The sequence below is a fragment of the Helicobacter pylori genome (genome assembly GCF_014497725.1).
Lineage (GTDB): Bacteria > Campylobacterota > Campylobacteria > Campylobacterales > Helicobacteraceae > Helicobacter > Helicobacter pylori_DE.
This window is the reverse complement of the sequence record NZ_JACTGF010000004.1, coordinates 1-18890: the sequence shown is the minus strand read 5'-3', so window position 1 is coordinate 18890 and position 18890 is coordinate 1. Positions and strand designations below refer to the sequence as shown.

Annotated in this window: 18 protein-coding genes; 12 read left to right on the top strand and 6 right to left on the bottom strand. The window is 40.1% G+C overall.

Annotation, left to right across the window (positions count from 1 at the left end):
- Positions 1–37: 37 nt before the first annotated feature.
- From H7N69_RS04405 to ybeY, 3 genes are all read left to right on the top strand, one after another.
- Positions 38–619, top strand: a complete 582-nt coding sequence (locus H7N69_RS04405) for a DedA family protein (protein ID WP_078246256.1) — start codon at positions 38–40, stop codon at positions 617–619.
- A gap of 90 nt (positions 620–709) precedes the next feature.
- Entirely contained in the window at positions 710–1204 is a 495-nt protein-coding gene (locus H7N69_RS04400; protein ID WP_000516050.1) for a flavodoxin, read from the top strand.
- A 53-nt stretch (positions 1205–1257) separates the two neighbouring features.
- The gene (gene ybeY / locus H7N69_RS04395; protein WP_187884922.1) at positions 1258–1683 is read left to right on the top strand and encodes an rRNA maturation RNase YbeY; all 426 of its coding nucleotides are present in this window, start codon (positions 1258–1260) and stop codon (positions 1681–1683) included.
- A gap of 236 nt (positions 1684–1919) precedes the next feature.
- Here ybeY and fic read toward each other — a convergent pair whose 3' ends face one another.
- The 6 genes from fic to fliW form a co-directional block, all read right to left on the bottom strand.
- Positions 1920–2453, bottom strand: a complete 534-nt coding sequence (gene fic / locus H7N69_RS04390; RefSeq protein ID WP_187884921.1) for a protein adenylyltransferase Fic — start codon at positions 2451–2453, stop codon at positions 1920–1922.
- Between the two features lie 26 nt (positions 2454–2479).
- The gene (proC, locus tag H7N69_RS04385) at positions 2480–3253 is read right to left on the bottom strand and encodes a pyrroline-5-carboxylate reductase (RefSeq protein ID WP_187884920.1); all 774 of its coding nucleotides are present in this window, start codon (positions 3251–3253) and stop codon (positions 2480–2482) included.
- Between the two features lie 15 nt (positions 3254–3268).
- A complete protein-coding gene (hopL, locus tag H7N69_RS04380; RefSeq protein WP_187884919.1) occupies positions 3269–6967 on the bottom strand; it encodes a Hop family outer membrane protein HopL in 3699 nt (1232 codons plus the stop codon).
- A 22-nt stretch (positions 6968–6989) separates the two neighbouring features.
- Entirely contained in the window at positions 6990–9083 is a 2094-nt protein-coding gene (hopI, locus tag H7N69_RS04375; protein ID WP_187884918.1) for a Hop family outer membrane protein HopI, read from the bottom strand.
- A gap of 107 nt (positions 9084–9190) precedes the next feature.
- The gene (gene murG, locus H7N69_RS04370) at positions 9191–10252 is read right to left on the bottom strand and encodes an undecaprenyldiphospho-muramoylpentapeptide beta-N-acetylglucosaminyltransferase (RefSeq protein WP_187884917.1); all 1062 of its coding nucleotides are present in this window, start codon (positions 10250–10252) and stop codon (positions 9191–9193) included.
- Positions 10253–10262: 10 nt separating this feature from the next.
- Positions 10263–10670 carry a flagellar assembly protein FliW gene (gene fliW / locus H7N69_RS04365; RefSeq protein ID WP_001105866.1) on the bottom strand — a complete coding sequence of 136 codons (408 nt, stop codon included), beginning with the start codon at positions 10668–10670 and terminating at the stop codon, positions 10263–10265.
- Between the two features lie 151 nt (positions 10671–10821).
- Here fliW and valS point away from each other — a divergent pair, with 151 nt between their 5' ends.
- The 9 genes from valS to H7N69_RS08080 all read left to right on the top strand — a co-directional run bounded on the left by valS (position 10822) and on the right by H7N69_RS08080 (position 18780).
- Positions 10822–13440, top strand: a complete 2619-nt coding sequence (gene valS, locus H7N69_RS04360) for a valine--tRNA ligase (protein WP_187884916.1) — start codon at positions 10822–10824, stop codon at positions 13438–13440.
- Between the two features lie 14 nt (positions 13441–13454).
- On the top strand, positions 13455–14801 hold the full coding sequence (gene ffh, locus H7N69_RS04355; protein ID WP_000484790.1) for a signal recognition particle protein: 1347 nt from the start codon (positions 13455–13457) through the stop codon (positions 14799–14801).
- A gap of 73 nt (positions 14802–14874) precedes the next feature.
- A complete protein-coding gene (gene rpsP, locus H7N69_RS04350) occupies positions 14875–15105 on the top strand; it encodes a 30S ribosomal protein S16 (protein ID WP_000216132.1) in 231 nt (76 codons plus the stop codon).
- Positions 15106–15121: 16 nt separating this feature from the next.
- Positions 15122–15475, top strand: a complete 354-nt coding sequence (locus tag H7N69_RS04345; RefSeq protein WP_165539008.1) for a KH domain-containing protein — start codon at positions 15122–15124, stop codon at positions 15473–15475.
- 9 nt (positions 15476–15484) lie between these two features.
- Positions 15485–16030 carry a ribosome maturation factor RimM gene (gene rimM / locus H7N69_RS04340; protein WP_187884915.1) on the top strand — a complete coding sequence of 182 codons (546 nt, stop codon included), beginning with the start codon at positions 15485–15487 and terminating at the stop codon, positions 16028–16030.
- Complete coding sequence (gene trmD, locus H7N69_RS04335; protein WP_108564460.1) at positions 16031–16720, top strand: tRNA (guanosine(37)-N1)-methyltransferase TrmD; 690 nt, start codon at positions 16031–16033, stop codon at positions 16718–16720.
- Between the two features lie 21 nt (positions 16721–16741).
- Positions 16742–17098 carry a 50S ribosomal protein L19 gene (rplS, locus tag H7N69_RS04330; RefSeq protein WP_000797705.1) on the top strand — a complete coding sequence of 119 codons (357 nt, stop codon included), beginning with the start codon at positions 16742–16744 and terminating at the stop codon, positions 17096–17098.
- Positions 17099–17729: 631 nt separating this feature from the next.
- Positions 17730–18521 carry an NYN domain-containing protein gene (locus H7N69_RS04325; RefSeq protein ID WP_187884914.1) on the top strand — a complete coding sequence of 264 codons (792 nt, stop codon included), beginning with the start codon at positions 17730–17732 and terminating at the stop codon, positions 18519–18521.
- Positions 18522–18594: 73 nt separating this feature from the next.
- The gene (locus tag H7N69_RS08080; RefSeq protein WP_078240922.1) at positions 18595–18780 is read left to right on the top strand and encodes a hypothetical protein; all 186 of its coding nucleotides are present in this window, start codon (positions 18595–18597) and stop codon (positions 18778–18780) included.
- Positions 18781–18890: the final 110 nt, after the last annotated feature.

Here is an 18890-nt window from a genome sequence, read left to right as displayed (position 1 = left end):
ATAACATGAAAATGAGAAAATTAAAAAGAGGGTTTGAATGCAAGAAGCGTTGTTGCGTTTTCAAGAGGGTTTTAAGGAGTGGGGTTATCTTATTTTGTTTTTATATTCTTTAGGGGGCGGGTATGTGGGGATTGTCATCGCTTCTATTTTGAGCGCTACCACGCACGCTTTGGATATAAAAATAACCATTCTTGTCGCTTTTTTAGGGAATATGGTAGGGAGTGGGGCTCTTGTAATCTTTGCCCGCTATCAAAAAAGAGAGTTTTTAAAGTATTTCCAAAAGCATAGAAGAAAGCTTGCTTTAGCGAGTTTGTGGGTGAAACGCTACGCCTTGCTCATGATTTTTGTCAATAAATATTTGTATGGGATTAAAAGCGTTGTGCCTTTGGCAATTGGTTTTAGCAAATACCCTTTAAAAAAGTTTTTATGGCTTAATGTTTTTTCCAGTTTTTTGTGGGCGTTAATCGTGGGGAGCGTTTCTTTTCAAGCGAGCGATTGGGTGAAAACGCTGTATGAAAGGCTTTCTCATTACACTTCGTTTTTTGTCATAAGTTTTGTTCTTATAGCGCTTTTAATATGGTTTTTATTGAAACGATATTCGCGCAAAATGGGTTTTTAAGCAAGATTTTTAATTAAATGCGCTAGACTACGCCCACAAGCATTCGCATAAAGCGGGTGCGTTAATATCTTTAAACACAAGGATTGGAATATGGGAAAAATTGGTATCTTTTTTGGGACAGACAGCGGGAACGCTGAAGCTATCGCTGAAAAAATCAGCAAGGCTATTGGTAATGCGGAAGTGATTGATGTGGCTAAAGCTTCTAAAGAGCAATTTAATGGCTTTACAAAGGTTATTTTAGTCGCTCCAACAGCTGGTGCGGGCGATTTGCAAACAGATTGGGAAGACTTTTTAGGCACGCTAGAAGCGAGCGACTTTGCGAATAAAACCATTGGGCTTGTAGGCTTGGGCGATCAAGACACTTACAGCGAAACTTTTGCAGAAGGCATTTTCCACATTTATGAAAAAGCTAAAGCCGGCAAAGTGGTAGGGCAAACTCCCACTGATGGTTATCATTTTGAAGCTTCTAAAGCGGTAGAAGGCGGTAAATTCGTGGGTCTTGTGATTGATGAAGACAATCAAGACGATCTCACTGATGAGAGGATTTCAAAATGGGTAGAACAAGTTAAAGGTTCTTTCGCTTAATCTTTATAAGCCCTAAATTTTAGGGCTTTTTTAAACTTCTTTTTATATCTTTAATGCTAGAAATAGACAACCAAACCCCACTAGAATCAGACTTTTTATTATTAGAAAAAATCGCAAATGTTTTAGCCCCCACTCAAATCATTGAGCTTATTTTAGTGAGCGATGAAACCATGCGAGAAATCAACAGGGATTTAAGGGGTTGCGATTACGCTACCGATGTTTTGAGCTTCCCTTTAGAAGCGATCCCTCACGCCCCTTTAGGGAGCGTGGTGATTAATGCACCATTAGCTCAAAAAAACGCCCTGAAATTAGGGCATAGCTTAGAAAATGAGATCGCTCTTTTATTCATCCATGGGGTGTTGCATTTGTTAGGCTATGACCATGAAAAAGATAAGGGCGAACAACGCCAAAAAGAGGGCGAACTCATTAAAGCTTTTGACTTGCCTTTGAGTTTGATTGAACGGACACAAGAGTTTTAAATCTGCTCTAATACTGACAAATAAAGCTTTTAATTTCTTTTAAAATGGGGCTTTAATTACTTTGTTTTATACTTTAAATTTTATTTTATGGTAAAGGGGGGATAAGAGGTAACATTTTCTCCTGCAACCCCCAACTAAATCCCACTAATCCCCTAAGATCGCATTATAAAAAACTATCTCTTGACTAGCGTCAAACTCTTTCGTATTGGATTATAAAAAATGATTTTAGTATTTTTTCAAAGCCCTTCATAATAATACGACTGCGTGATGCCTTTAATGAGAGTTAAGGGATCGTTGGTATTAGAACTCAAATGCTTTTTTAAAATCGTTTTGATTTCCAAATCATTCACAGGACTCCTTTCCATTGCACTCAAATAAGCGGCTTTATCAATCCTATCCCAAAGCACAATTTTTTTCAATTCCTTCTTAAGCAACAAATCAAGCCATATCCTTGTGGCTCTGCCATTACCCTCCAAAAAAGGGTGAGCGATATTCATTTCCACATATTTTTCTATGATTTGATTGAAATTATTTTGCGGCATGCTCTCAATTCTGGGTAAAATCAAATCCAAATACAAGCAGTTAGCGAACCTGAAATTCCCTTTAGAAATGTTTTTATCCCTGATTTTCCCAGCAAATTCATACAACCCTTCAAACAAAAACCGATGGATTTCTTGCAAGCCCTTGATCGTGCCTACTTCTATGGTGTCAATCAGACCGCTTTGGATCAAGTGCTTGGCTTTTTCTAAACTCTGCCTGTCTAAATGCATCGCGCTTATTTTTAAGAGTGTAATTTTTAGAGGCGCATTTTTTTCACGCTTTCATGGCAAGCTTTTATAAACGCTCCTCTAACCCCCTTTTTTTCTAAAACGCTCAAGCCTTCAATCGTTGCACCTTTAGGGGTGCAAATTTGCTCTATAATCACCTCTGGGCGTTCTTTTTCTAACAGCTTGGCAAAGCCTTTAAAACTCATTTTTACCAACTCTAAAGAATCTCTAGCGTTCAAGCCCTCTCTAATGCCGGCATCTTTCAAACCGCTCGCTACCAAGCTTAAAAAAGCGAGCGCGCTCCCATTGGTCGCTATACTGGCATCCACTTGCTCTTCATTACCCACTCGCACGCAATTCCCAAAACTCTCAATAATATTCAAAGCTTTCTCGCTTATTAAGGGCATGGGTGATTTTTCGCACACCGCCGTAGAAGAAAGGGCGAACTTGCTCGCGATATTGGGCATGCATTTTAAGTAATGTAAAGAATCTATCGCATCGCTTAAAGCTTTAAAACCCACGCCAGCTAAAGCGCTCAAAACGCTTTTGGCTTGCCCTTGATAATTAAAATCCTTAAGGTTATAAGGCTTAAAAAGTAAAAACACGAATTTTTGGTGTATGTCAATAGCGTCTTTATAAGGCACGATTTGGGCTTGGATGTTTTTTTCTTGTAAAAAGGGGGCGATTTTTTCAGGGTTTCTTCCGGTGATTTCTAAAATAAAACGCTTGGATAAGATCTCATGAGAGCCTTCTAAAATCGCTTGAGCCATGTTTCCATAGCCGATGAATTGTAAGATTTCCATTGATGCACCCCTTTTTTAAAACCCCATGATGTAATTGATATAGAAAGTATAAAGCCTCCTATAACTCACATCAGCCCCGGCGCTACTCAAATACGCTTGATTGATGAGAGGCACTTTGATCCCAAATTCCACGCTCTTTTGGCTGATAACCCCTTGATTGTGAAACTTCTTAGCAAAACGCTTGAACTCCGCAAAGTTGGTGCGCACCCCAAAATTCAGCGCCACTTGAAAATTCGTTGAATGGATGTCATTGGCGTTCCCCCAATTGTCAATGATTTGTTGCCTTAAAGAGCTAAGCCAAGTCGCACCGCCTAATTGGACCCCAGCAAATAGCCCAAAATTCAACGCTTTAGTGTTGTAAGTCCTCCTGAACAAGTTCCATAAAAAATCCGTGCCTACCCCATAAGCAAAGATATTCGCTTTCACGCTTTGATTGGCTAGGCCTATTTCACTAAAGCCGTAATCAAAGAAAAAATAATGCCTAAGGCCCAATTTTCTGGCTTTACCAAAGAAGTATTTATAGCCCAAACCAACCCCTAAGCCATTGCTCATGCCGTGTTGGGTGCTTTTAGCGGCCGCATACTGGCTTAAAACGGGTTGAGAGCCGTAGTTATTGGCTTGATTTTGCACGTTTTGAACCTGATTTCTGGCGTTAATCATCGCATCAATGAGCTTTTGTTGCACCATAAAGAAGGTCTTATCCCCTAAAAGCTGCCGTAAGGTTTGCGAGAACGACTGAATGGTGGTGGTGTTAGAAGTGATTTCTTGGAGTAAGGTTAAAATCGCATTGGGGCTAATATCGTTTTGCAAAGCTTGAAACCCTTGAGAAATAGCGCTCGTAATGGCTTGAAAAGCGTTTTTGAGATCAGTAGATGTAGATACATTATTATCATTATTTTGGATAAACCCGGCGGTTTTAATGAATTCGGTGAGCAAATTAATTAAATTGTTCGTATCGCTCACCCCATTGGTGGGGATTGCCCCTAAAAGGTTGATAAGCCCACCGGAGCAAGTAGTGCCACTACTACCGCTACTACCATTACACAAGTTACTGAGACTGCTACTATTACTTTTTAAGGCTTCAAAGAATTGTTTTAAGCCGTTTTCAACGCCTTTATTGTTCCCAGAGCTGGCGATAATGTTGGCTATTTTTTGGGCGTCATTATAGACTTTTTGCAAATTGCTGTCGGTTGTGGCGGTGTTTGTGGTAGTGGTGCTTGTGGTGCTTTGTTTGTTGGGGGTGTAGCAATTGCTCCCACTCGTCCCATTGCTCCCGTTGGTGCTATTGCATGGCGTATAGCCGTTATTACTGCCACTATTGCTACTACTATAAGTCCCTAACTTCCCATCGCTGGCGTCTGTGAGCATTTGGTAGGCTGTGTTGATTTGACTAGTGCCATTTCCACTGCTTCCTCCATTACCCCCATTAACGCCCTTAAGATTTGTGATGATTTGATTGAGCAAACCACCACTATTGAGCGTGATTTGTTGGACATTGTAGGTGATGCTGTTCCCACCACTGCTCCCGCTTTGAGTTGTCGCTTGCGTTTGATACCCTAAAGCGCTTTGCAACCCGCTGTAATAAGCTTTAGAATCGGACCATTGCTGATAGCACCAGTTACCACCACTCCCACTCGTTCCGCTCGCGCATGCGTTATTGTTGCTCGTTGCCCCGCTTGTTTGTTGGGTTTGTTGGCTTTGAGCGATTAAAGCGTTCATGTCTGTAGGCACTTGCTGGTTAATGGTATTGATGAGCTGGTAAAAATTCGCTCTCAATTGGATGCGTAAATCTTGGTTAGTGTTAGGTGTCATCTCTTGCGATTGACTCCCACTAGTGTTATAAATCGCATTCGCCCAAGCTTGGATATTACTTGCTTGGCTTTGAAAAGCGCTTTGAATGCTTTGCTGGAAATTATTGACATTTTGCAACACGGTGTTTAAAGCTCCCATCACCGTGCTGTTAGGAGATTGTGTGGTTGGCCCACTATTTTGAGCTAAATTGGTCGTTTTAGCTTCTTCTTCATTATTCACCACCACCATCGCTTTCAGTTTAGAAGCGTTGCTTTTAGCTTGAGCGGTAGTGCTAGTCCCATTAGAGCTTAAAATATTTTGCAATTGGGCGTTCCCGCTGATACTCAAACCCCCTGAAGAGCTGGTATTGCATGAGCTTGTCCCGGATTGTGTCCCATTAGTGCATAAAATATTGGCGTTTTTTTTCAAATTTTCTTCTGAAGTTTTTAAAGAATTATAAACGCTCCACACTTGAGAAACAAGGTTAAAAGAATTCACGCCGATCTGCTCTTTGCCGTTGATGGTTTGGACTTTGGAGGTAGCGACTAAAGAATTGTCAAAACTATTTGTGTTGCTTGTGGAGCTTGTCGCTGAGCATGAAATCCCGCTAGAAGCATCGCTAGAAAGGCTTCCGGTAGCAGTCACGCAATCATAGGCGCTGATATTTTGCCCTTGAGCGTTGGTAACGGTGCCGATTTGGTAGTTATTGGAAGTGTTTTTGAGCAAGTTTTTAGGTTCGCTAAAACTGATCCAAGAAATTTGTTTTAAAGCGTTATTGTATTGTTCTATCGTGCTTTCATAGGCTTGGAAATTCAAAGCGTTGTGCAAGTTGTTCAAATTATAAGTGGTGTTGTTGATCGCATTGTTGTCTAAAGTGTTGATAGCAACGCTTTGAAGTTTTTGAGCGATGGCTTGGACTTGCTGGTTGGCTTGGTTGTTTGAAGTGGGGGTTGCGGCTAAAGGGGCTAAATTTTGGATAAATTGCTCCAAACATTGGACTTGATTGGCGCAATCATTGGGGTTAATTTGATTATTAGCGCTTAATGTCCCTTGTAAGGTGTTCATTAAAAGGGTGTTGTTGTATTGTTGTTGGTTGTTGCTGTTTGAAGAAGTAGAGCCTAAAAGGGAATTAGTTGGATAGAATACGATTTGACCTGGTGGGTTTAACACCACATGCGTTGAGGTTGTGGTGGGGAAAACCCCCACCCCTAAAGTGTTTAAAGCGTTAACAAGAGCGCTCACATAAGCGGTATTATTGCTAGAGGCATTCACCGCATCAGCTAGATTGGAGAGTAAGGATTGCACATAAGTGGTGCTAGTGGTTTTAGTGATGCTGTTTTCAACTTGTTGCAACAATTCCGCCATGGATTGCACGGTGTTTTGGAGCTGGGCTTTGACTTCTTTGGTGTTATTGCTAGGATTAAGACTATTAATAGAGCTAATGATGCTAGTGCTTAGCGCGATGCCTTGATCAAACGCGCTTTGGGTGTTGGAAAGGAGTTTGGCTGTGATTTGTGAAGAATGGGCTTTTAAGGGATCAGAGCTTCCTTTAAGCCCTATGATTTGCTGGGAAATGCTAGAGATTTGACGGCTAGAATAAAAGTCTTTTCTTTTGCCAATTTGATTCAAGATATTAGAAATGCCCTCTAATTGGTTGCCCACCGTGTTACTCACGCCATAGCCTAAAGCGTCAATGACGCTTTGAGAGCTTAAAGTGATTAAACCGGTAGTAGGCCCTGCAATATTGATCGCGCTTTGGGTTACGCTGTTGATGATATTTTGATTTTCTAAAAGTTGTTTGTTGTTGATGAATTGTTGCGTGCCACCGATTTGATAGCCTACAGACATATACCAGCCATTGTCTTCAGCTAAGAGGGAGCCAATTAAAAAGAGTGGTATGAATTTTCTAGCTTTTTTTATCATATTTTTCCCTTATTTTGTTTAATCAAAAGCCTATGTTGTAGCCCACATAAAAACTAAAGGCTCTTCTATACTTCGCTGTAACGCCTTCTGATTGGTAATAGGTGTGATAAAGCACCGGTATTTTAAGGCCAAATTCTATCCCTTGAGAAAAACGGGATCTTTTTTGATGAGCGATTTTGGAAAAATTGGTCCTTATGCCTAAATCAAAAAGGAATTGGAAAGAAGTGTCCTTAGGTTTAAGATGGTTGCCATCCACTTGATCTAAAAAATTCGTTTTCCAGGTTTGCCCTGCAAGTTGGATACCGGCAAAAAAACCTATATCTATCGCTTCAGTCCCTCTTTTTCGGGTAAAAACATTATAAAGAAAGTCTGTGCCCGCTCCATAGCTAGAGAGGGTGGCTTTCACTAAAGAGGGGTTTGAGCCAAATTGAGCGTAACCAAAATCATAAAAGCCATAATACCTAAGCCCAAACATGCGCTTTTTGCCAAAGAATTGCTTATAGCCCATTTTCACGCCAAAGCCGTTCATGTTATTAGAATTAGAGTTATGCTCCAAAAAATTCCTAGCAAAGCCCATTTGATAGACTTGATTCACTTTAGTTTGCATTTCATCAATCACCCCGCCAATCACTGCTTTAGAGCGATAAAGCCCATAAGCCATTAAAGTTTTTGCCGTGGGGGAATAGGGGTTGGCTAAGATCCTGTCTATTTGCGCGGGGGTGGGGGCGTTTGTGGCTTGCTCTAGTTGGTTCATGATGACTTTTTGTTCTTGTTGGGCTTGTTGTGGGGTTAAATTATTTTGTGGGGTTTGACTATTAGCGCCATTCAATTGCCCCCCATAATTAGGCAAGAAATTCAAACCTTTGTTATTTAAATCCAAATAGGGGGCGACCCAATTGGTGATGAAATCCCCATACGCTTGGGTGTTACTAAGCAAGCTTTCCCCATAGTTGATCGCATCTTGCATCTGGCTATAGCTTGAAGTGCCTGTCAGTTTAGCGGCTTTATTGGCGAAATTTTGCATGCCTGAAAAAATCATAGAAGCGGTAATGCCATTAGCGATGATGCTATCGGCTAAATAATAGACTGCCGAGCTAGGGTGGTAGGTGTATTGGCCATTGCCTGATCCAATTGTCGCTCCAGCGGGTAAGTTTTTTAAGGGCGCTTGCGTGGTGTTAGCGTCATTTTTGGTGTAATAACCCGGGCCGCTAAAGCTTTGGTAGCCTTGTTGGGAATTACTGCCATTAGGGGCTTTGTTGTAAGTGAAGCCAAATTGTTTTTCATTGGCTAAGCCTCCTAAAATCCCTGCTTGCATTAAAGCCTGGAAGATGTTTTGGGCGTTTTGGGCTATGGATTTGGCTTCATTGGTAGCGGTGCATTGGTTTTGAGTACTGCAAATGGTTTGATTATTATTGGCTGTGGCTAAGCCGTCTTGTAAAAGGTGTTGCAAGACTTCAGGGCTAAAATTCACGGAATTACCGCTATTAAAAGATTTATTCGTTAAGGTTTGGTTATACCAGAGCGTGGTTAAAGCGTTGGTAATATCATCGTTTAAAGCGTTCATGGTATTGGCTAGACCCTCAGGCAATGCAATAACAGTGCTTTGATTGCCAAATTTGACGTTAAAGACTTTGGCGTTAGAAAGATTTTCAGGGTTACGGATTAAAGTCTCGCCGATGAGTTGGGTGAGCTTGTCTAAATTATTGACTAGAGATTGCATATCAAAGGTGGCATTGACATTGCCTCTTGGGGGGTTGTTGCCTGTATCGCCATTTTGGGCGTTTTGTTGATAACCTCCCGCATAGAGCAAGCATCTTTTAGAAGGATCAGGGCAGAGCATTTGCATTAAAACCCTCGTTTGTTGCCCCATCGCTTCTAAATAATAGGCTAAAGGCACCGCCGCAGATTCTAGAGCGATAGCGTTTTGGCGGATGTAGGTGGATGCGTCTTGACTGGCGTTAAGCCCTGAGTTATCCACCCTTTGAACGGCTAGAGAAGTTTGATAACTCACCCCCATAAAAAACCCATCATCTTCTGCCACTAAGGGATTGAGAAAAAATAAGGGGAGTAGGCTAGAATAGATAAGCCATTTTTTATTAAAAACAAAGTTTTGCAAGGGGTTATCCTTTTCTTTTTAAAAGATTTGAGCTATCCTAAATTTTATCTTATTTATCGCTTAAGTTTAATGGTTAGTCGCTTAATTGTTGATTAAAATGGGCTATTTTAAGCGTTCAAAATCGTTTCAATAATAGTTTTCGCGCCGTCTTTAGCGATTTTTTGTTGCAATTTAGCGCTGATAGTGGTGAGATTTTTATTGCCTTGATCGTCTTTTTGGTTGAGCTTTCTAATGACTTCAAAGAGTTTTTTAGGCAATAATTCATTTTGAGGCACGACATAGCATAGGTTTTCTTTTTCAAATTCTAAGACATTGTAATACTGGTGGTTATTGCTCGCAAAAGGGTAGGGGATAAAAATCGTGGGTAAGCCATTGGCGCACAATTCCCACACGCTGCTCGCTCCGGCCCTACTCACGCACAAATCCGCTTGGCGCATGACTTCTATGATGTTAGTGTGGAAAGCGAACAATTCTACCTTGTCCAACAGCCCTAATTCCTGGTAAAAAAAACGCATTCTTTCATGAGCGTTTGAGCCGCAAATGTGCGTGATTTTAATCCCTTGTTTGGTGAGTTTGGGAGCGTTTAATAAAGCGAATTCATTGATCGCTTTCGCCCCTTGCGAACCGCCTAAAAATAAGATATGTTTGATTTCAGTGCGAGTCCTAGCGGAATCAAAAAAAGCGTTTTGCACGGGATAGGAGGTTAAAACATGATGGCCCTTATCTTTAAAAGCGTAGCTTGAAAACACCGCCTTAGCTTTAGGGGAAAGGTAGCGATTAAGAGAGCCTTTAATCGCATTTTGCTCATGGATATAAAGGGGTATGTGATTGAGCAAGCTTGCAAAACTCGCCGGCCCTGCACTAAACCCTCCCACGCTAATGGTGTGCGTGATCTGGTGTTTTTTTAAAATCTCTTTGGCTTTGAAAGTTGCTTTAATTTGCAAGAATAAAGAGCCTATTTTTTTAAAGAAGCTTTTATTGACCACGCCTTGCGTGTTGAAAAAATAGCGTTCGCTAAACAGGGGGCTATTTTCAAACCATTCTCTATCTTGCCCATAAGTGGAGCCTAAATAAATCGCCTCTACGCCTTGCTTTTCTAATTCTATGGCTAAGGCTTTAGCGATAGAGAGATGCCCCCCTGTGCCTCCCCCTGTAAGAGCGAATTTCATGCTAAAACCCTTAAGCTCGTTCTCTTTCTTTAACCACAAAGCTTTTTAAAGGATCTCTAAAGCCAAAATCCGGGTAATCCATCATAGAAAGCGCCACTTGAGCGCCAAAGCCATTTTTGGAATTAAACACTAAAGGGGCTAAGAAATTAACCATAGAATCTTCTAAATTTTTTTGCAACACGACCACGCAATACACCTCAACTTTGGAATGAGAATCTAATTCTAGCAGTAATTCTATGTATTTGGGTATCACAAAGCTGTATTCTCTCAAACAATAAGGATTCACTAAAACCATATCCAACGCCATGGGCGAGTTCGTTTGACTAACCAATCGGCTGAATAAGGAATCAATTTTTTCCAAACGCACTTCACTAATATGCTCAAATCCTAAAATAGGGGCTTTTAAAAAGTAATTCACTGGACTATCCTTTTTAATTTAAATGCTTTGTTGTATAATTTTAAAAAAATACGCAACAATTAAAAGCGTAAAAGCAAAAGGCGTTCCAAAAACCAACCATTTTTTAAGGAACGCTCTATTTTAAGATAATTTAGGAAAATTTAGGAAAATAATGAAACAAGAACCCACCACTTACCAGCCCCAAGAGATAGAAAAAAAGATTTATGAAATTTGCTCTCACAGGGGGTATTTTGAAATTGATGGCAATGAAAAAATCCAAGAAAAAGGCAAACGATTTTGCTTGATGATGCCCCCTCCTAATGTGACCGGTATTTTACACATAGGGCATGCTTTAACTTTAAGCTTGCAAGATATTTTAGCGCGCTACAAACGCATGGATGGGTATAAGACTTTGTATCAGCCCGGGTTGGATCACGCCGGCATTGCGACGCAAAATGTTGTGGAAAAGCAGCTTTTAAGTCAAGGGATTAAAAAAGAAGATTTAGGGCGTGAAGAGTTCATTCAAAAAGTGTGGGAGTGGAAAGAAAAGAGCGGGGGAGCGATTTTAGAGCAAATGAAGCATTTAGGCGTGAGCGCGGCCTTTTCTAGGACTCGTTTCACGATGGATAAGGGCTTGCAAAGAGCGGTCAAATTAGCGTTTTTGAAGTGGTATGAAAAGGGTCTCATCGTTCAAGATAATTACATGGTGAATTGGTGCACTAAAGATGGGGCGTTAAGCGATATTGAAGTGGAGTATGAAGAGCGTAAGGGGGCGTTGTATTATATTAGATATTATTTAGAAAATCAAAAAGATTATTTGGTGGTGGCCACCACGCGCCCTGAAACTTTGTTTGGCGATAGTGCGCTTATGGTCAATCCTAATGATGAGAGGTACAAGCATTTAGTGGGGCAACAAGTGATCTTGCCTTTAATCAATCGCACAATCCCTATTATCGCTGATGAACATGTGGAAATGGAGTTTGGCACAGGGTGTGTGAAGGTTACCCCTGGGCATGATTTTAACGATTACGAAGTGGGCAAACGCCACCATTTAGAAACGATTAAAATCTTTGATGAAAAGGGGATTTTAAACGCGCGTTGCGGGGAGTTTGAAAATTTAGAACGATTAAAAGCCAGAGATAAGGTCGTAGAAAGATTAAAAGAAAACGCCTTGTTAGAAAAGATAGAAGAACACACGCATCAAGTGGGGCATTGCTATCGTTGTCATAATGTGGTAGAACCTTATGTGTCTAAGCAATGGTTTGTCAAGCCTGAAATCGCTCAAAGTTCCATTGAAAAAATCCAACAAGGTTTGGCGCGATTTTACCCTTCTAATTGGATCAATAATTATAACGCTTGGATGAGAGAATTACGCCCTTGGTGCATCAGCAGGCAATTGTTTTGGGGGCATCAAATACCGGTGTTTACTTGCGAGAATAACCACCAGTTCGTGAGCCTTGATACCCCTTTAAGCTGCCCTACTTGCAAGAGTGAAACGCTAGAGCAAGATAAAGATGTGCTAGACACTTGGTTTAGTTCAGGACTATGGGCGTTCTCTACTCTGGGGTGGGGGCAAGAAAAAAGCGGTTTGTTTAATGAAAGCGATTTGAAAGATTTCTACCCTAACACCACGCTCATTACCGGGTTTGACATCCTCTTTTTTTGGGTGGCCAGGATGCTCTTTTGCAGCGAATCGCTTTTAGGCGAATTGCCTTTTAAAGACATTTACTTGCACGCCTTAGTGAGAGATGAAAAGGGCGAAAAAATGAGCAAATCTAAAGGTAATGTGATAGATCCTCTAGAGATGATAGAAAAATACGGCGCGGATAGCTTGCGTTTCACTTTAGCCAATTTGTGCGCTACGGGTAGGGATATTAAGCTTTCTACTGCACATTTAGAAAATAACAAGAATTTCGCCAACAAGATTTTCAATGCGGCGAGTTACTTGAAACTCAAACAAGAATCTTTCAAGGATAAAGAGCGTTTGAATGAATACCAAACGCCTTTGGGGCGTTATGCGAAATCGCGCTTGAATCTTGTTACTAAAGAGATTCGTAACGCTTTAGACAATTATCGTTTTAATGACGCCACGACTTTGTTATACCGCTTTTTGTGGGGGGAATTTTGCGATTGGTTCATTGAATTTTCTAAAGTGGAAAATGAAGCGATAGACGAATTAGGGAGCGTGTTAAAAGAGGCTTTAAAACTCTTGCACCCTTTCATGCCCTTTATCAGCGAGTCTTTATACCACAAGCTCAGTAACACAGAGCTAGAAAATACGCGCTCTATCATGGTCATGCCTTACCCTAAAGATTTGGCGCAAGATGAAAAACTAGAGCATGAATTTGAAGTGATCAAAGATTGCATTGTGTCTTTAAGGCGTTTAAAAATCATGCTAGAAACCCCACCGATTGTTTTAAAAGAAGCGAGCGTGGGATTGAGGGAGAAAATAGAAAACACAGAGCGTTTGCAAACTTACGCCCAAAAATTAGCGAAATTAGAAAAAGTCAGCGTGATAACTTATAAGCCTTTAAAAAGCGTGAGCGATGTGGGGGAATTTTGCCAGACTTATGCGGATTTAGAAAATCTTGATTTAAGCCCGCTTGTTGCGCGTTTAAAAAAGCAGCTAGAAAAACTGGAAAAAGAAAAACTAAAACTCAATTTGCACAATGAAAATTTTGTCAAAAACGCGCCTAAAAGCGTGCTAGAAAAAGCCAAAGAGAGTTTAAAAACGCTTTTAGAAAAAGAGGGTAAGATCAAGCAAGAATTGGATTTGTTAGAACAACCATAATAAAAGGATAGAAAATGTTTCAAGCGTTAAGCGATGGGTTTAAAAACGCGCTCAATAAAATCCGCTTTCAAGATGATGAAAAAGCACTAGACAGAGCGTTAGATGAATTGAAAAAAACGCTTTTGAAAAATGATGTGCATCATAAAGTGGCTAGAGAATTGCTTAAAAAAGTGGAAAGCCAAACTAAACTTAGTGGCATTGGTAAGCAACAATTTTTAGACGCTTTAGAAAAGAGTTTGTTGGAAATTTTAAGCGCTAAAGGGAGCAGTGGTTTCACTTTCGCTCAAACGCCCCCCACCGTGGTTTTAATGGCCGGTTTGCAAGGGAGCGGTAAGACAACCACTACCGCTAAACTCGCTCATTATTTAAAAACCAAAAATAAAAAAGTGCTTTTATGTGCATGCGATTTGCAACGCTTAGCGGCAGTGGAGCAATTAAAGGTTTTGGGCGAACAGGTGGGCGTGGAAGTTTTTTACGAAGAAAATAAAAGCGTGAAAGAAATCGCCAACAACGCTTTAAAAAGGGCTAAAGAAGCGCAATTTGATGTGTTGCTCGTGGATAGCGCGGGGCGTTTAGCCATTGATAAAGAGCTTATGCAAGAATTAAAGGAAGTTAAAGAAATCTTAAACCCCCATGAAGTGCTGTATGTCGCAGACGCCTTGAGCGGGCAAGATGGGGTCAAAAGCGCGAACACCTTTAATGAAGAAATAGGCGTGAGCGGGGTGGTGCTAAGCAAATTTGATAGCGATTCTAAAGGGGGTATCGCCTTAGGCATCACTTACCAATTAGGCTTGCCCTTGCGTTTTATTGGGAGCGGGGAAAAAATCCCTGATTTAGATGTGTTTGTGCCTGAAAGGATTGTGGGGCGTTTGATGGGGGCTGGAGATATTATCTCGCTCGCTGAAAAAACCGCTAGCGTTTTAAACCCTAATGAAGCCAAAGATTTAAGCAAAAAGCTCAAAAAAGGGCAATTCACTTTCAATGATTTTTTAAACCAGATTGAAAAAGTGAAAAAATTAGGCTCTATGAGTTCTCTAATCTCTATGATTCCAGGTTTAGGGAATATGGCAAACGCGCTAAAAGACACGGATTTAGAAAGCTCTTTAGAAGTGAAAAAAATCAAGGCTATGGTCAATTCCATGACCAAAAAAGAGCAAGAAAACCCCGAGATTTTAAACGGCAGCCGAAGAAAAAGGATCGCTTTAGGGAGCGGCTTAGAAGTGTCTGAAATCAATCGCATCATCAAACGCTTTGATCAAGCGAGCAAAATGGCGAAACGACTCACAAATAAAAAGGGTATTAGCGATTTGATGAATCTAATGAGTCAGGCTAAAAATCAAATGCCCCCTAAAATGCGTTAAGTTTTAAGCATGTTTTAGGCGCTTTTGTTGTATAATCTCAAATTTAATACGAATATTTTAGGAGATTTTTATAATGACAGTCATTAGACTCACTCGCATCGGGAGAAAGAAAAAGCCTTTTTACAGGGTGGTGGTAACCGATTCTAGGAAAAGAAGGGATGGAGGTTGGATTGAATCCATTGGGTATTACAACCCTTTAAGCGAGCCTAAAGATGTTAAAATTGATAAGGAGCGCTTGAATTACTGGAAAGGCGTGGGGGCTAAAATGAGCGAGAGGGTGGAAAAACTTTCTCAAAAAGCCTAAGGTTTTGTGAGGCTAAATGCGCGAATTAGATCCTTTGAACACGCCTTTTTCTCAAGCTGAATGTAAGGACTATTCGTATTGCGTGGCAACTTTTTTAGAAAAATATTTAAAAAAGGTTGTTTCTTTTCCGCAAGCTTTGAGCGTAGAGTACACGGTTTTAGAAGATAAAGTCAAACAGATCACTATTTATACCCACCCATCAGACATGGGGCATGTGATTGGTAAAGAGGGCAAAATGGTGAGCGCGATTAAGGCGTTCGTTTCCGGCGTGAAAGCCAAAGACGGGTTTTCTTATAAAATTGTTGTTTTTGCGAGTAACGATAAAAATAGCGATAAAAATCCCCATGTTTTAGGCGATCAAACGCCTTGAGTGGTTTCTATGCTTTTAGTGGGCAGAATTGGTAAAAGCGTGGGGCTTAATGGGGGGTTAAAGCTTCATTTAGAGAGCGATTTTCCGGAGTGCTTAAAAAAAGGCGTTAAGGTGAGCGTTGCTCCCTTGAACGCTTTCTCTCGTGCTTCTTCTTTTAAAGACTATACAATCCATTCTTATGAACATGCCAAAAACCTATTATTTTTAGAAACGATCCACACGCCCGAAAAGGCTAAAGAGCTGACTAATTTAGGGCTTTTTATGAGCGAAGCAGAGAGTAAAAAACTCTGTGTTTTAAAAGAGGGCGAGTTTTTTTATTGCGATTTAGTAGGGCTTAGCGTGGTGGAAGAAAACGAGATTCTAGGAAAAGTCATAGAAATCCAAAGGATTTCTCAAACAGATTATTTCATGGTTGAAACCACGAGAAGTTTGGTTGAAAAAGGTTTGGCTAAGATTTTTTTAATCCCTTATAGGGATTTTTATGTCAAAGAAATCCTTTTGCAAGACAAAAAAATAACCACCCATAACGCTAAAACGCTTTTAGAGAATAGTTGAGTGAAATTCAGCGTTTTAACCCTTTTCCCACAACTTGTATGGCCTTATTTTGAAGATTCTATTTTAAAAAGAGCGTTAGAAAAAAATCTTTTTGAACTAGAAGTGTTAAACCTTAGAGATTTTAGCGCTAATAAATATCAAAAAGCGGATCACACGCTCATTGGTGGGGGTGCGGGGCAAATTTTAGACCCTGAGATGGTAGAAAACGCGCTCCATTCTGTTAAAAACCCTAAACACACGATTTTTTTAAGCGCGGTGGGCAAGCCTTTCAAGCAAATAGACGCGATGCGTTTGGCTCAAAAAAAGCATGTCGTTTTGGTGTGCGGGCGTTATGAGGGATTTGATGAGCGTTCTATTGAATTGAGCGCTGATGAGGTTTTTTGTATAGGCGATTTTATTTTAACAGGGGGCGAGCTTGGGGTGTTGTGCTTGATAGATAGTATCGCTCGCCACATTCAAGGGGTTTTGGGTAATGCTCAATCTTTAGAAAATGAGAGCTTTGAAAACCATTATTTGGAAGCCCCTAATTTCGCTAACGCTGTTTTTAAATCCAAAGAAATCAATAAAATCCCTGCCCCTTTAGAATATTCTAAAGGAAATCATGCTAAAATCAAGCAACTAAAACTTGATTTGTCAAAATTAAGGACGAAATTCTACCGCCTTGATTTATTCAAACAGCACAAATCATGAAATTGACATTAAGGAAAACACATGAAAAACCGCTACATTCAGCAGTTTGAAGACGCTCAATTAAAAGACAAGACCATGCCAATATTTAAAGCTGGCGATACTTTGAAGCTTGGTATCACTATTAAAGAAGGCGAAAAAACACGAACTCAGTATTTTGAAGGCGTGTGCATTGCGATTAGAGGCAATGGCGTGGATAAGACTTTTTGCGTGCGTAAAATAGGGGCTAACAATATCGGCGTGGAGAAAATTTTCCCTTTTTATAGCGAAAGTTTGGCGAGCGTTGAGGTGTTGCGTGTGGGCAGGGTGCGCCGCGCGAAGCTCTACTACTTGCGCGATAGGAGAGGTAAGGCAGCAAGGATTAAAGAAGTCCGCCATTAATTTCTGTTAAGATTCTTTTATCCATCATGCTGATGGGTAGAACGCTCTTTAGGGGTTGAAATCCGTTTTCTAACCGCTTCTCTTAAAATTGGGGTAAAACTTTTTCAATGGATTGGATTGGCTTGAAAAAGAGTTTTTTAATCCCTTTTTAGTTTTATTTTAGTTTTATTTTAGTTTTTACTACCAACTTTTTTAAAGCTTTCTTTAGCGTTCGTTTTTTTCAAGGCAAAGCTTTAATCGCTTCTTTTCTAGCTTGCTGTTTGTTAAACTGAATTTTTGGCTCTGTTTTTTAATGGGGCGTTGGTTGTCAAATTTTAAAAAAGGTTAAAAAGCATTTTTTACCATCAAAATACAAAAAGCTTGACGCAAGTTAAACGATAACTCCTTAAAAAAAGCGATCAGGTTAAGGAGGATTTAAAGGGTTTGAAAGAACATTAAAGCGCGAAATATCCCCTCATATTCTCAAGAAAGTTTTACTATAAAGTTTTTAAAAAATGAAAGAAATTAATTAAGGCTTTGAGTGTCTGTTTGATGAGAACAGAGCCTTTATTTTATTTTAAAAAACAAGGCATGTTTAAATCCCCATGCTATACTCAACCCTTATGGCAAAATTCATATTTTGGGAGAAAACATGGAAAGAACTGAAACCACGATTTTTGTGGATTGGCAAAATCTGTTATCCGATTTGAAAGCAATCCAAGAAACGGATGAGCGTTTAAAAGAGTCTAATTTTAATTTCAACAACCCCGAGCAACTCTTAGCGCTAATCCGTTCGTTTTTGGAGCCTGAAGAGGAATTGAAGCGGATCTATTTTTATGTATCTGAGCCTTTCACAGAAGTTGAACCTAGAATTAGGGGCAATAAAAAAGAAGAACTTGAAAAGTATAAAGAGAATAGTCCTAAAGAATATGAGGAAAAAGTGAATAAATCAGGGATTATGCAATCTTTCAACCATGCGATCGCCCAACAAAATCAAGTGAAATTACGAGTCGGGCGGGTAAAGTTCATGTTTAAGGATATGCCTAAAGACCAAAGAGTCCATGGTGGCCTAGAAGCCGAAATTCTCATACCGCACTTAGAATTGCGTCAAAAACAAGTTGATGCGCTGTTGGCGCACGATATCACCAAGCTGTATTGCACCAAACCACTAGGGTGTGTTGTGCTGTTCAGCAAGGATACCGATTTTGTGCCTGTGTTAGAAGCCGCTTGGGAGAAAGGCTTTGAAGTCTTCATTGCTAACATTCAAGAAAGTCCCAATTCTGTCCCTTCAGACTTGAAGAAGTCTTGCAATGTGAGAGAACGCAGTGTCGCTGACATTGTAGATAACTTGCCAAAAAATCAGTACACCCCCAAGAAAAAGAACTTTTCCCCCAACGAGCCTTTTAACAACCCATTTAAAGACCAACTCTTTAAGAAGAACTAACACGATCCCCCCACCAAGGGGACAAAAAAGCACCCAATTTAAAAGGGTTAGCTTAAGCGGATTTTTCTAATCCATGATTTCATTTTTTGCTCTCTATTATGGAGTGATTTTTGAAAACAGAGATAAATTAGCGCTTATAATAGTGGTTTTATGGGGAATGCGTGCGTGTTTTTGGCGGTATTTAGATTTCTCAAAACCCAATCGTTTTAAAATTTTAACTTACTCTGTCAAAAATTTTTATAATTTAAGCAAACCTTAAGCTTTATATGACTATACTTTCATTTCCTTGTTTCAGCAAGGGCTTTTAAAAAGCCGCTTGATACCTTACAAGGATAGCTGATTACAAAGCAAACGATCTTTGAAAACTAA

Coding starts and splice junctions, on each gene's coding strand:
- H7N69_RS04405 (WP_078246256.1), top strand. CDS start 38: ATGCAAGAAGCGTTGTTGCGTTTTCAAGAGGGTTTTAAGGAGTGGGGT.
- H7N69_RS04400 (WP_000516050.1), top strand. CDS start 710: ATGGGAAAAATTGGTATCTTTTTTGGGACAGACAGCGGGAACGCTGAA.
- ybeY (WP_187884922.1), top strand. CDS start 1,258: ATGCTAGAAATAGACAACCAAACCCCACTAGAATCAGACTTTTTATTA.
- fic (WP_187884921.1), bottom strand. CDS start 2,453: ATGCATTTAGACAGGCAGAGTTTAGAAAAAGCCAAGCACTTGATCCAA.
- proC (WP_187884920.1), bottom strand. CDS start 3,253: ATGGAAATCTTACAATTCATCGGCTATGGAAACATGGCTCAAGCGATT.
- hopL (WP_187884919.1), bottom strand. CDS start 6,967: ATGATAAAAAAAGCTAGAAAATTCATACCACTCTTTTTAATTGGCTCC.
- murG (WP_187884917.1), bottom strand. CDS start 10,252: ATGAAATTCGCTCTTACAGGGGGAGGCACAGGGGGGCATCTCTCTATC.
- valS (WP_187884916.1), top strand. CDS start 10,822: ATGAAACAAGAACCCACCACTTACCAGCCCCAAGAGATAGAAAAAAAG.
- ffh (WP_000484790.1), top strand. CDS start 13,455: ATGTTTCAAGCGTTAAGCGATGGGTTTAAAAACGCGCTCAATAAAATC.
- rpsP (WP_000216132.1), top strand. CDS start 14,875: ATGACAGTCATTAGACTCACTCGCATCGGGAGAAAGAAAAAGCCTTTT.
- H7N69_RS04345 (WP_165539008.1), top strand. CDS start 15,122: ATGCGCGAATTAGATCCTTTGAACACGCCTTTTTCTCAAGCTGAATGT.
- rimM (WP_187884915.1), top strand. CDS start 15,485: ATGCTTTTAGTGGGCAGAATTGGTAAAAGCGTGGGGCTTAATGGGGGG.
- rplS (WP_000797705.1), top strand. CDS start 16,742: ATGAAAAACCGCTACATTCAGCAGTTTGAAGACGCTCAATTAAAAGAC.
- H7N69_RS04325 (WP_187884914.1), top strand. CDS start 17,730: ATGGAAAGAACTGAAACCACGATTTTTGTGGATTGGCAAAATCTGTTA.
- H7N69_RS08080 (WP_078240922.1), top strand. CDS start 18,595: ATGATTTCATTTTTTGCTCTCTATTATGGAGTGATTTTTGAAAACAGA.